At 42.2% G+C, this 13,651-nt stretch carries 9 protein-coding genes; all 9 read left to right on the forward strand.

The window, feature by feature from the left end; all coding sequences use genetic code 11:
• Positions 1–3: 3 nt before the first annotated feature.
• The 9 genes from guaB to BT_RS19455 all read left to right on the forward strand — a co-directional run bounded on the left by guaB (position 4) and on the right by BT_RS19455 (position 13,484).
• On the forward strand, positions 4–1,482 hold the full coding sequence (gene guaB, locus BT_RS19415; RefSeq protein ID WP_008760772.1) for an IMP dehydrogenase: 1,479 nt from the start codon (positions 4–6) through the stop codon (positions 1,480–1,482).
• 94 nt (positions 1,483–1,576) lie between these two features.
• Positions 1,577–3,121, forward strand: a complete 1,545-nt coding sequence (locus tag BT_RS19420) for a peptidylprolyl isomerase (RefSeq protein WP_011108995.1) — start codon at positions 1,577–1,579, stop codon at positions 3,119–3,121.
• A 54-nt stretch (positions 3,122–3,175) separates the two neighbouring features.
• Positions 3,176–4,021 (forward strand): peptidylprolyl isomerase, encoded by an 846-nt coding sequence (locus tag BT_RS19425; RefSeq protein ID WP_008760774.1) that lies wholly within the window; start codon positions 3,176–3,178, stop codon positions 4,019–4,021.
• Positions 4,022–4,030: 9 nt separating this feature from the next.
• On the forward strand, positions 4,031–5,413 hold the full coding sequence (locus BT_RS19430; RefSeq protein WP_008760775.1) for a peptidylprolyl isomerase: 1,383 nt from the start codon (positions 4,031–4,033) through the stop codon (positions 5,411–5,413).
• 22 nt (positions 5,414–5,435) lie between these two features.
• A complete protein-coding gene (locus BT_RS19435) occupies positions 5,436–7,166 on the forward strand; it encodes an OstA-like protein (RefSeq protein ID WP_008764125.1) in 1,731 nt (576 codons plus the stop codon).
• A gap of 1 nt (position 7,167) precedes the next feature.
• Positions 7,168–7,470, forward strand: coding sequence for a hypothetical protein (locus BT_RS19440; protein WP_008760777.1), 303 nt, complete (start codon positions 7,168–7,170; stop codon positions 7,468–7,470).
• Positions 7,471–7,484: 14 nt separating this feature from the next.
• Positions 7,485–9,407 carry a DNA mismatch repair endonuclease MutL gene (gene mutL / locus BT_RS19445; RefSeq protein ID WP_008760778.1) on the forward strand — a complete coding sequence of 641 codons (1,923 nt, stop codon included), beginning with the start codon at positions 7,485–7,487 and terminating at the stop codon, positions 9,405–9,407.
• A 102-nt stretch (positions 9,408–9,509) separates the two neighbouring features.
• Positions 9,510–10,694: an OmpA family protein gene (locus BT_RS19450; RefSeq protein ID WP_008760779.1), complete on the forward strand. Its 1,185-nt coding sequence runs from the start codon at positions 9,510–9,512 to the stop codon at positions 10,692–10,694.
• 228 nt (positions 10,695–10,922) lie between these two features.
• Positions 10,923–13,484: a hypothetical protein gene (locus BT_RS19455; RefSeq protein ID WP_224200584.1), complete on the forward strand. Its 2,562-nt coding sequence runs from the start codon at positions 10,923–10,925 to the stop codon at positions 13,482–13,484.
• Positions 13,485–13,651 lie beyond the last annotated feature (167 nt).

Raw genomic sequence — 13,651 nt, forward strand, 5'->3', positions numbered from 1 at the left:
CCTATGTCATTTATTGCTGATAAGATTGTAATGGATGGGTTAACTTACGATGACGTATTGTTGATCCCCGCTTATTCTGAAGTTTTACCGCGCACTGTCGATCTCTCGACAAAGTTTTCAAGAAACATTGAGTTAAAAATTCCTTTTGTGACGGCTGCCATGGATACGGTTACCGAAGCGAAAATGGCTATTGCCATTGCCCGTGAAGGTGGTATCGGTGTGATTCACAAAAATATGTCTATTGAGGAGCAGGCAAGACAAGTTGCCATTGTAAAGCGTGCTGAAAATGGTATGATTTACGATCCTGTTACTATCAAGAGAGGTTCTACTGTCAGCGACGCTTTGGGAATTATGGCTGAATATAAAATCGGTGGTATTCCTGTAGTGGATGATGAAGGTTATCTGGTAGGTATCGTTACTAACAGAGATTTGCGTTTCGAAAGAGACATGACAAAGCATATTGATCTTGTTATGACTCCTAAAGAAAGATTGGTTACTACTAATCAGTCTACCGATCTGGAATCTGCTGCACAGATTCTTCAAAAACATAAGATTGAAAAGTTGCCGATTGTAGGAATGGATGGCAAACTGATCGGTCTTGTTACATATAAAGATATTACAAAGGCAAAAGATAAGCCGATGGCTTGTAAAGATGCCAAAGGTCGTCTGCGGGTAGCTGCAGGTGTCGGCGTTACTGCTGATACGCTGGATCGTATGCAGGCATTGGTGGATGCCGGTGCAGATGCTATCGTAATCGATACGGCTCACGGACATTCTATGTACGTTATTGAAAAACTAAAAGAAGCAAAGAAACGCTTCCCGAATATTGATATCGTGGTAGGTAACATTGCTACCGGAGAAGCTGCGAAGGCTTTGGCAGAAGCTGGTGCTGATGCAGTGAAAGTAGGTATCGGTCCGGGTTCTATCTGTACGACTCGTGTTGTTGCAGGTGTAGGTGTTCCTCAGTTGTCGGCTGTATATGATGTAGCCAAGGCACTGAAAGGTACAGGTGTTCCTCTGATTGCTGATGGTGGTTTGCGCTATTCCGGTGATGTGGTAAAAGCATTGGCTGCCGGCGGATATTGTGTGATGATCGGATCATTGGTTGCCGGAACAGAAGAGTCTCCGGGTGATACTATCATCTTTAACGGACGTAAATTCAAATCATATCGCGGTATGGGTTCATTGGAAGCAATGGAGAATGGCTCTAAAGACCGTTATTTCCAGAGCGGAACTGCCGATGTGAAGAAATTGGTTCCGGAAGGTATTGCTGCTCGTGTTCCTTATAAAGGTACACTTTACGAAGTAGTTTATCAGTTGTCCGGTGGTCTTCGTGCAGGTATGGGATATTGCGGTGCTGCTAATATTGAAAAACTTCATGATGCGAAGTTTACTCGTATTACAAATGCCGGAGTGATGGAAAGTCACCCGCATGACGTGACGATTACCAGTGAATCGCCTAACTATAGCCGTCCGGAATAATTTATATAAACGGTAAACGATTAGCGGTGAACGGTGAACAGGCTGTATGGCATATGTTCGTTGTTCACCGTTTGTCGTTTTTAAATAAAAATCAATGATGAAAAGAAATCTGCTTTTAGGATGGATAAGTCTCTTCGGAGTATTAGCTTTCGCTCAGGAAGATCCCGTAGTGATGCGGATTAATGGGAAAGACATACCTCGTTCGGAGTTTGAATACTCCTATCGCCGGCATGCGGACGGTAATGGTATGAAATTGTCTCCTAAAGAATATGCGGAGTTTTTCATTCAGTCTAAGTTGAAAGTGGAAGCAGCCAGAGCGGCCGGACTCGACACAACTTCGGCTTTTCGCAAGCAACAGGAGGCTTATCGGACAAATTTGCTGAGATCATACCTGCTGGATGATCAGGAAATGGATGGCAATGCCCGTATTCTATATCAGAAGATGAAGGAAAATGTACGTGGCGGACAAGTGCAGATACAGCAAATTTACAAATATCTGCCTCAGACCATTACATCCCGGCATTTACAGGAGGAACAGGCTCGCATGGACTCTATTTATCAGGTGATACAAAATCAGCCGGGTGTGGATTTTGCCCGTTTGGTGGATCGGTTTTCGGATGATAAACGTTGTCGGTGGATAGAAAGTTTGCAGACAACCTCGGAGTTTGAGGAAGCAGCTTTCTCTTTAGCAAAAGGTGAAATATCCAAACCTTTTTTTACTCCGGAAGGGATTCATATTCTGAAAGTCATAGATCGAAAAGAAGTGCCTGCATATGAAGTCGTTAGTGACAGCCTTCTAAATCGTTTAAGGCGTCAGCCGTTGGATAAAGGAACGGAAGCCATCGTAGAACAACTGAAAAAGGAATACCAGTATATTCCGAATATGGAGTCTTTGGAGGAAGTATTGCAGAAAGGTGGAACGGAGCGGACTTTGTTTACCATCGACGGGCAGGCATATACAGGGGAAATGTTTAAGCGGTTTGCTGCATCCCATCCTCAGGCTGTAAAACGACAGTTGAATGGCTTTATAGCAAAATCTCTGTTGGATTATGAGAGTCAGCATATGGAAAGAAAGCATCCGGAACTTCGTTATACTTTGCAGGAATATGCAGAGAAATGTTTGGCTGAGGAAATCGTGCATCAGAAAGTAGATTTACCGGCTGTTAACGACCGGGTGGGATTGGCTACGTATTTTAAGTTTCATTCATCGGATTACCGATGGGAGCATCCCCGATACAAAGGAGTAGTGTTGCATTGTGCAGATAAAAAGACTGCTAAACAGGCTAAAAAGCTACTGAAAAAAGTTCCGGAGAATGAATGGGAGGATATGCTTCGCAAAACATTTAATACATCCGGTGCTGAAATAATTAAAATTGAACAGGGTGTTTTTGCCGACGGAGATAATAAATATATAGATAAATTGGTCTTTAAGAAGGGCGCTTTTGATCCTGTAGTGTCTTATCCTTTTACTATTGCTGTAGGCAAAAAACAGAAGGGACCGGAGGATTACAGAGAGGTAATTGATCAGGTGAGAAAAGATTATAGAAACTATCTTAACGCATATTGGGAGCGGGAATTGAGGGAGTCCGGTAAGGTTGAAATAAACCAAGAGGTTTTAAAAACAGTTAATAATAACTGATGTAACCGATTATTCACTATCTTCGTACCTTAAATAAGTAGATTTGAATTGACAATGCGAATATTAGTCCTCTTACTAATTACCCTTCTCTGTTGTGGAGCGTGCAAAGAGCAGTACGACCACAAAGGCAAGACTGCATTGGTGGAGGTAGATGGTAACTTTTTGTATAAAGAAGATTTGATGTCTGTACTACCGGTCGGATTGTCAAAAGATGATAGTATTCTTTTCGCTGAGCATTACATTCGTAGTTGGGCGGAAGAGATTTTGTTGTATGAAAAAGCAGCGAATAATATTCCGGATAATGTGGATGTAGATAAGCTGGTGGAGAATTACAGGAAAGCTTTGATTATGCATACCTATCAGCAGGAATTGATAAATCAAAAACTGACGAATGATATTTCGGAACAGGAAATAGCGGATTATTATGAGAAAAACAAGGAATTGTTTAAATTGGAATCTCCGCTGATCAAGGGATTGTTTATTAAAGTACCGTTGACGGCACCTCAGCTGAACAATGTTCGCAGATGGTACAAGACGGAAAAACAGGATGCTGTGGAAAGTCTGGAAAAATATAGTTTGCAGAATGCGGTGAAGTATGAATACTTTTACAATAAATGGGTTCCGGTTACGGATGTTCTGGACTTGATTCCATTGAAAGAGGCGTCACCGGAGCAGTATGTAGACAAGCACCGACATGTGGAACTGAAAGATACGGCATTTTACTATTTCCTCAATGTGAGCGATTATCGCGGGGCAGGTGAAGAGAAACCGTATGAGTTTGCCCGGTCGGAAGTGAAGGATTTACTGGTCAATCAGAAACGGGTGAACTTTATGGAACAAGTGAAGAATGACCTGTATCAGCAGGCTGTAAACAAGAAGAAGATTATATACAATTATTAAATACAAAGAATGAAGAAGTTTGTGAACTTTAGATTTATTGTTACCCTTGTCCTGGCAGTATTTGCCAACGTGGTAACTTATGCACAGGACAATGTAATTGATGAGGTAGTTTGGGTAGTAGGTGACGAAGCTATTTTGAAATCAGATGTAGAAGAGGCCCGTATGGATGCCTTGTACAATGGACGCAGATTTGAAGGCGATCCTTATTGTGTAATACCCGAAGAAATCGCTGTGCAGAAGTTATTCCTGCACCAGGCAAAGTTGGATAGTATCGAAGTTTCCGAAGCGGAAATCATTCAGCGTGTAGATATGATGACCAATATGTATATCCAGCAGATTGGTTCTAAGGAGAAAATGGAGGAATACTTCAATAAGACTGCTACTCAAATTCGTGAAACGTTGCGCGAAAATGCCCGTGACGGACTGACAGTACAGAAGATGCAGCAGAAACTGGTAGGAGATATCAAGGTAACTCCGGCAGAAGTACGCCGCTATTTCAAGGATCTTCCTCAGGACAGTATCCCTTATATTCCGACTCAGGTAGAGGTGCAGATTATTACACTGCAACCTAAAATTCCTATTGCTGAAATTGAAGATGTAAAGAGACGTCTGCGTGATTATACAGACCGTGTGACAAAGGGTGAAATTGATTTTTCTACACTGGCACGTCTGTATTCCGAAGATAAGGCTTCTGCTATCAAAGGTGGTGAACTTGATTTTATGGGACGTGGTATGCTGGATCCGGCTTATGCCAATGTAGCATTCAGTCTTCAGGATCCGAAGAAAGTTTCTAAGATCGTAGAATCTGAATTTGGTTATCATATTATCCAGCTTATCGAGAAACGTGGCGACCGTGTGAATACCCGTCACATTCTGTTGCGTCCGAAAGTATCTGAAAAGGAGTTGACTGAGGCTTGTGCCCGTCTGGATTCTATTGGCGATGATATCCGTCAGAATAAGTTTACATTTGATGAGGCTGCCTCTGTGATTTCACAGGATAAGGATACTCGTAATAATCACGGTCTTATGGTGAATACGAATGAGCGTACAGGTATCACTACTTCTAAGTTCCAGATGCAGGATTTGCCTCAGGATGTTGCGAAAGTGGTGGATAAGATGAATGTAGGCGAAATTTCCAGAGCCTTTACGATGATTAACGAGAAGGATGGAAAAGAAGTTTGTGCCATTGTAAAACTGAAAGCAAAGATCAACGGTCATAAAGCTACCATTGCAGAAGACTATCAGGACCTGAAAGAAATCGTGATGGATAAGCGCCGGGAAGAAATGTTGCAGAAGTGGATTCTGAACAAACAAAAACATACGTATGTACGTATTGACCCGAATTGGCAGAAGTGTGACTTCAAGTATCCGGGTTGGGTAAGGAACGATTGATGTTTAAACAGCTTGACTTTATATGCTGAAACAAAACAAAAAAGATAAACAGCAAGACGGGCATAGATGGCTTCTTATAGGCTTTCTATGCCTGTTTGCCGTATGCCTTGTGGCGCAGGTGAAGCCTACCGGACAGACTAAAAAGGCTGAGACTCCGGCTGCGAAAACTCCAAATGGAACGAAGCAAACTGATAAAGATATCAAGAAAGAGCCCGAAAATAAGAAGACGAAAGTATATTTGCTTCATGCCAATCAGGGACAGGCCGACAAGCTTGCCCGACCGGATGTTCAGGTACTGATTGGGAATGTAAAGCTGCGTCACGACAGTATGTATATGTTTTGTGACAGTGCTTTGATTTACGAGAAAACCAATTCGGTAGAAGCATTCAGCAATGTACGTATGGAGCAGGGGGATACCTTGTTTATTTACGGTGATTATCTTTACTACGACGGGATGACACAGATTGCGCAGATTCGTGAGAACGTAAAGATGATCAACCGGAACACGACGCTTCTGACCGATAGTCTGAATTATGACCGTCTTTATGATCTCGGTTATTATTTCGAGGGCGGTACTTTGATGGATGAAGAGAATGTGTTGACCTCGGATTGGGGAGAATACAGTCCGGCTACCAAACAGTCGGTATTCAATCATGATGTGAAATTGGTGAATCCCAAGTTTGTCCTGACGTCGGATACACTGAAATATAATACTTTTTCCAAGATTGCTACCATTCTCGGTCCTTCGAATATCGTAAGTGACAATAATCACATCTATTCGGAACGAGGCTTCTATAATACACTCAGCGAACAGGCTGAATTGTTGGACCGTTCTATCCTGACGAATGAGGGAAAGAAGTTGATTGGTGACAGTTTGTTTTATGACCGGAAAGTGGGATACGGTGAAGCGTTCGATAATATACGAATGACGGATACCATTAACAAGAATATGTTGACCGGCGATTATTGTTTCTATAACGAATTGGCCGACTCTGCTTTTGCTACCAAACGTGCAGTTGCTATTGACTATTCACAAGGAGACAGTCTCTTTATGCATGGAGATACGTTGCAGCTTATTTCCTATAATCTGAATACGGACTCTGTTTTCCGCCTGATGAAAGCTTATCATAAGGTACGTATGTACCGGACGGATGTACAGGGAGTTTGTGACTCACTGGTTTATAATTCAAAAGACTCTTGTCTGACCATGTATACCGATCCGATTCTTTGGAATGAAGGTCAGCAACTGCTTGGCGAGGAGATCAAGATTTATATGAATGACAGTACCATTAACTGGGCCCACATTATCAATCAGGCACTGACGGTGGAGATGAAAGATTCTGTTCATTATAACCAAGTGTCCGGTAAAGAGATGAAAGCCTATTTCGAAAATGGTGATATGCGTCATATTGAAGTGATAGGTAATGTGATGACCGCTTTCTACCCGGAAGAAAAAGACAGTACGATGACCGGATTTAATAATATGGAGGGGAGTGTGCTCCATCTTTATATGAAAGAGAAGAAGATGGAAAAAGGGATGTTCGTAGGTAAGTCCAACGGAACATTATATCCGATGGATCAGATCCCTCCCGACAAGTTGCGGCTATCTACATTTGCCTGGTTTGACTATGTCCGCCCTTTAAATAAAGAAGATATATTCAACTGGAGAGGCAAGAAGGAAGGAGAGACACTGAAACCAACCACCGACCGGAAGCCAAAGACAGATAAGCGAAGTTTAATTAATATGAAGTAATATGGGAATGTTTTTCAATTCGATGAGAAAACCTCGAGGCTTTAATCATCAATACATTTACGTAAACGAGCGGAAAGAAAAGCTTGAGAAGATGGAGGAGAAGGCGAAACGCGAGTTGGGAATGCTTCCGGATAAAGAATTCAGTCCCGAAGATATCCGTGGTAAGTTTGTCGAAGGTACGACGCACCTGAAGCGCAGAAAGGCAAGTGGCCGTAAGCCTGTATCTTTTGGAATCATATTGATTATCATAGCTTTCCTTTTATATTTGTGGCATTATTTAGCGACGGGAAGCTGGTCATTTTAACTACTAAATAAACTATGAGCGATATAATTCATTTGTTGCCTGATTCGGTAGCTAATCAGATTGCTGCCGGTGAAGTGATACAACGTCCGGCATCTGTTATTAAAGAGCTAGTGGAGAATGCGATCGATGCAGATGCTCAAAATATACATGTGTTAGTTACGGATGCCGGTAAGACCTGCATCCAGATTATAGACGATGGAAAGGGAATGTCCGAAACGGACGCGCGACTTTCCTTTGAACGCCATGCGACTTCTAAGATTCGGGAAGCAGCGGATTTGTTTGCTTTGCGTACGATGGGGTTTCGTGGAGAAGCACTGGCTTCCATTGCAGCTGTGGCGCAGGTTGAACTGAAAACACGGTTGGAATCGGAAGAACTGGGAACAAAACTGGTGATTGCAGGCTCCAAAGTCGAAAGTCAGGAAGCTGTTTCCTGTTCCAAGGGAAGTAACTTCTCTGTGAAGAATCTGTTCTTCAACGTGCCCGCCCGTCGCAAGTTCCTGAAAGCAAATTCAACAGAACTAAGTAATATTCTGGCAGAGTTTGAACGTATTGCTTTGGTTCATCCCGAAGTAGCCTTTTCGCTTTACAGCAATGATTCCGAACTGTTTAATCTGCCTGTATCTCCTTTGCGGCAACGTATTCTTGCTATCTTCGGCAAGAAGCTGAATCAACAGTTGCTGAATATAGAGGTGAATACTACGATGGTGAAAATCTCAGGCTACATAGCGAAGCCGGAAACTGCCCGTAAGAAAGGTGCTCACCAATATTTCTTTGTCAACGGGCGTTATATGCGCCATCCTTATTTTCATAAGGCAGTGATGGAGGCTTATGAACAGTTGATTCCCGTTGGCGAGCAAGTTTCCTACTTTATTTATTTTGAAGTGGATCCGGCTAATATCGATGTGAATATTCATCCCACTAAGACAGAAATCAAGTTTGAGAATGAACAGGCTATTTGGCAAATACTTTCGGCATCAGTAAAGGAGTCGTTGGGCAAGTTCAGCGCCATTCCTTCCATTGATTTCGATACGGAAGATATGCCGGATATTCCTGCATTTGAGCAGAACCTGCCTCCTGCACCTCCGAAGATTCATTATAATTCGGATTTCAATCCGTTCAAAGTATCTTCCGGTGGAAGTGGCGGCGGATCATATAGCCGTCCGAAGGTGGAATGGGAAGGACTGTATGGTGGATTGACCAAGGCAAGTAAGATGAATGAGCCTCAGCAGGAACCGGAAATGGATTGGGAAAATTCTCCTTTCGAGGAAGAACCGATGGTTGCTGAAGAGAAAACTATTTCGGCGGTATCTGCCGCTTCCTCCACTTTCTCATCGGCTTCCTCTACTTTATATGCCAATGAATCGGTGATTGAGAAAGGGAATCTGCATTTGCAGTTCAAAGGTCGTTTTATTCTGACTTCGGTGAAATCCGGATTGATGTTGATCGACCAGCATCGTGCGCATATCCGCGTACTTTTTGATCGGTATATGGTGCAGATAAAACAAAAACAAGGTGTTTCGCAGGGAGTGCTTTTCCCCGAGATATTACAGCTGCCTGCTTCAGAAGCGGCTGTCCTGCAAGGAATCATGGATGATTTGTCGGCGGTAGGTTTCGATCTGAGTGATTTGGGTGGCGGTAGTTATGCCATCAATGGCATTCCTTCGGGAATAGAAGGATTGAATCCGGTTGAGTTGGTACGGAATATGCTACATACAGCTATGGAAAAAGGGAATGATGTGAAGGAGGAAATCCAGAATATCTTAGCTTTAACACTGGCACGTGCGGCGGCTATTGTCTATGGTCAGGTATTGAGTAATGAGGAAATGGTAAGTCTTGTAGACAGTCTTTTTGCCTGTCCTTCACCAAATTACACTCCGGATGGCAAAACAGTCTTGACAACAATCAAGGAAGAGGACATCGAGAAATTATTCAAATAAAACAAATAAAATCATCATTTCTTAAAACCTTTTAGTTCAGTTCGTGTTATTTAAATAGTTCAACAAAGAAAAGATTATAATAACCACTTAACTATTAGGTATATGAAAAAGATTCTAATGTTGCTGGCTTTTGCCGGCGTTGCGTCTGTCGCTTCTGCGCAGCAAACCGTGACTGTAACTGAATACGAGGTTATTCAGGTACAAGATAAACATCAAGTAATAACTAACCCATTCTGGAGCAACTGGTTCTTCTCTGTAGGAGGCGGTGCACAGGTATTATTTGGTAATAACGACCATATCGGAAAATTCAGAGATCGTATTGCTCCGACATTGAATGTGTCAGTTGGTAAATGGGTAACACCCGGTTTCGGGTTACGTATGCAATATAGCGGACTGCAATCCAAAGGATTCACCACCAATGAATCTGCAAATTATGTAGTCGGTGGCCCGAGAGAAGATGGCTCCTACAAACAGAGATGGGACTATATGAATCTTCATGGCGACTTGCTGATTAATCTGAATGCACTTTTCGGTGGTTACAATCCGGATCGCGTATATGAGATTATTCCGTATATCGGTGCCGGTTGGGCTCATTCTTATTCTAAGCCTCATACAAACGCTGCTACCTTCAATGCAGGTATTATCAACCGTTTCCGTTTGTCAAACGCTGTAGATTTGAACCTTGAACTGAGTGCAACAGGGCTGGAAGGTAAATTTGATGGTGAACATGGTGGCAAACCCGATTATGATGGTATCTTAGGTGCTACTCTCGGTGTGACTTATTACTTCCCGACCCGTGGATTCCAACGTCCTGTTCCACAGATTATCTCCGAACTGGAATTGAGACAGATGCGTGATCAGATGAATGCTATGGCAGCCGCAAATATGCAGTTGCAGCAACAGTTAGCCAATGCACAGCAGCCTGTAGTGGAAGAAGCTGAAGAAGTCGTTGTAACAGATGCCAACATTGCACCGCGTACTGTATTCTTCAAGATCGGTTCAGACAAATTGTCTCCACAAGAAGAAATGAACTTGTCATATCTTGCCAGCAAGATGAAAGAATTCCCGAACATGACCTATACAATCAACGGATATGCAGACTCTGCAACCGGTACTCCTTCTATCAACCAGAAGTTAAGTCTGGAACGTGCACAAGCTGTAAAGGACCTGTTGGTTAAGAAATATGGCATCTCTGCAGACAGACTGTCTGTTGCAGCAGGTGGTGGTGTCGACAAGTTCGGTCAACCGATTCTGAATCGTGTGGTATTGGTAGAATCAGCTCAATAATACATTTGATATTGTAATATAGATACGGCTGTTAAGTGGGCCGTATTTATGAAAGGAAAGACTTGCTCAGGTAAAGATATCCCTCGGATACTTTACTTGGGCGAGTCTTTTTGTTTCCAATGATTTGCATATCCTATAATTTTTTGCGAATATTGCAATCAAATGCATTGGTCTTAGACATAAGTTTCTTACTTTTGAACAAGGATTCCGGTTTTTATGATTGTTACTATGAAATGTAGATACCTTCTATCTTTAGTCTTTTTATTGCATATATGGGTATGCAAGAGTAATGTTATAGATAATAGTGTCTATGATTATGGTCTTACGTTTCTGGCTCATTCTACCAATCAGGATCAGCGGACCAATCTGGATCTTACTCCTGCGGCTTCTTTGTCTTTTCCCGAGGACGGTTTCTCGGTGGGATTCGATATAAAGTTGAGAAATGAACTGTATACTTATGGTTATGTTGTACGGGTCATAGCAGATGATTCTTCCTGCTTTGATTTTATCTCCTACCTGCTTTATTCCCGATTTAATATTGTATTGACTGACAAAGACCGGGTGATCAAGAATACGGAGATTGCAGATTCGGTAAAGATTGTAGCAGACAGATGGATACACGTCGATCTGCAATTTGCCAAAGACCGGATTCATATTGCTGCAGACGGTATCCAGGCGGAAATCAATCATTCCCTGAGCAACTTTAAGGATATCAAGATCTATTTCGGAGGCAGCAAGCATCCCCGTTTCTTCTCTACAGATGTACCTCCTATGACCATTCGTAATATAGAACTTGCTGATATTCAAGGTAAACTGCTTTATAAATGGGAATTGGCTGCTCATGATAAAGATGTGACTTACGATAGTGTCAGAAATAAACAGGCTTTTGTACGTAATGGCGTCTGGGAGATAGATAAACATACTAAATGGGCGGCATTAGCTTCGTTGAATGTGCACCATATTAATCCGCAGGTGGCTTATGACGATGTGTCGGGACGTTTTTTCATAGCAGGAGGCGGTCAGTTATTTGTTTACGATGTGAAGGCGAATCGTATTGATTCGATTGCTTATAAAGGACATCCTTATATAGGAGCTTCCAGCCAGATTATTTTTGATGCCAAACGAAACAGGCTCTTGTCTTATACACCGGATTTCAACGATTTGAATGTCTATGAGTTTGACCGGAAATGCTGGACATTAGAAACTCCGGTAATGATTGATACCCGCCAGCATCATAATCGTATTATCAATCAGAAAAGAGATGAACTGATTGTTTTTGGTGGCTATGGTAATCACCGCTATAATTCACAGTTGAGCAGAATAAACCTGTCTGATCCGCAGGGGTGGTCGATCAGTTCCCTTGATTCCTGTCTGTTTCCCCGCTATTTAAGTGCGATGGGGGCGGAGAATGAGGACTACTTATTGATCATGGGTGGTTATGGCAATCAGTCGGGTAAGCAGGAAGAATCTCCAGGAAACTTTTATGATCTTTACCGGTTGAATTTGAAAACAGGTAAATGCACCAAGTTATGGGAGTTTGTGAATGACAGGCAGCACTTTACTTTCGGTAATTCAATGATTATCGATACACCGTCGAATAGTGTATATGCTTTGACATATAATAATGACCGGTATAATACTTTTGTTTATTTGAGCCGGTTTGATATACAGACCAGACAACCGGTTCAGGAAGTGATGAGTGATTCCATTGTTTATAACTTCCTCGATATTCATTCTTATTGTGATATGTTTCTGCATAAAGAGACATCTTCTATTTATGCCGTGGTGTTGCAGGAAAAAGAGCCCGGAATATCTAAAGTCGAATTTTATAAACTGGCATTTCCACCTTTGTCCAAGGAAGATATTTTGCCTCATCAGACTGGCGGAATGAAGCCGGTGATATTGATATCCGGTATTTTGGCGGGACTACTGTGCCTGATAGGAGGAAGTATATGGTTATTGCATAGTAAGAGAAAGAGAAAAGTGAATGTGGCAGTCGGTCCGGTTGCTACGGAAGAAGTAAAAGACAGATCGGTCGAAGAAGAACCGACCGAACAAAAAGTATCTTCCGTTTTATTATTGGGCGGATTTCAGGTCTTTGATAAGCAAGGCGGTAACATCACGGGAGATTTTACGCCTACTCTTAAGCAATTATTCTTGTTTTTACTGCTGAATACCATCAAGAACGGAAAGGGAACAACTTCTCAATGCCTGGATGAAACCTTCTGGTTCGATATGAGTAAGTCCAGTGCATCGAATAACAGAAACGTGAATATCAGAAAGCTAAGGCTGATCATAGAGAAAATCGGAGATATCAATATTGCCAATAAGAACGGCTATTGGTATCTGAATCTGGGGAAAGACGTGACCTGCGATTATCAGGAAGTGATGAGATTGCTGGATCAGATAAAAGATACCATTACGGACAAAAAGATAATCAATAAAATCATATCCCTGGCGAGTGCCGGCGCATTGCTCCCTAACGTCAGTGCCGAATGGATTGACGAATATAAGTCAGCCTACTACGTTCTGTTGACGGAAATACTGCTTTCTGTGGTCAACCGTCCCGATATAAAAGAAGACTCCAGGCTTTTGCTGAAAATATCAGATGTAATTCTGCTTGTTGATAATATAGACGAAGACGCTATCCGCACTAAATGCAGAGTCTTGTATCAGATGGGGCAGAAAGGTTTGTCCAAGCAAAGTTTCGATAAGTTCTGTATTGAATATGAACGTTTGCTGAATGCCAAGCCTGATTTCTCTTACGATGATATTATAAATTCACTCTAAATTAATCCTCTATTAATAATTTTCCGGTGCTTCCTGTTGGTCGGTGGAGAGATAGTTCCTCATCGGTGGCGGAGCCTGTCCTCATCGGTGCCGGAAATAGGTCTCATCGGTACCCGAAATAAATCCTTGCGGAGTAAGGCACTCATTATACCATCAAATAATAATTG

It is taken from the genome of Bacteroides thetaiotaomicron VPI-5482 (genome assembly GCF_000011065.1).
Taxonomy (GTDB): Bacteria; Bacteroidota; Bacteroidia; order Bacteroidales; family Bacteroidaceae; genus Bacteroides; species Bacteroides thetaiotaomicron.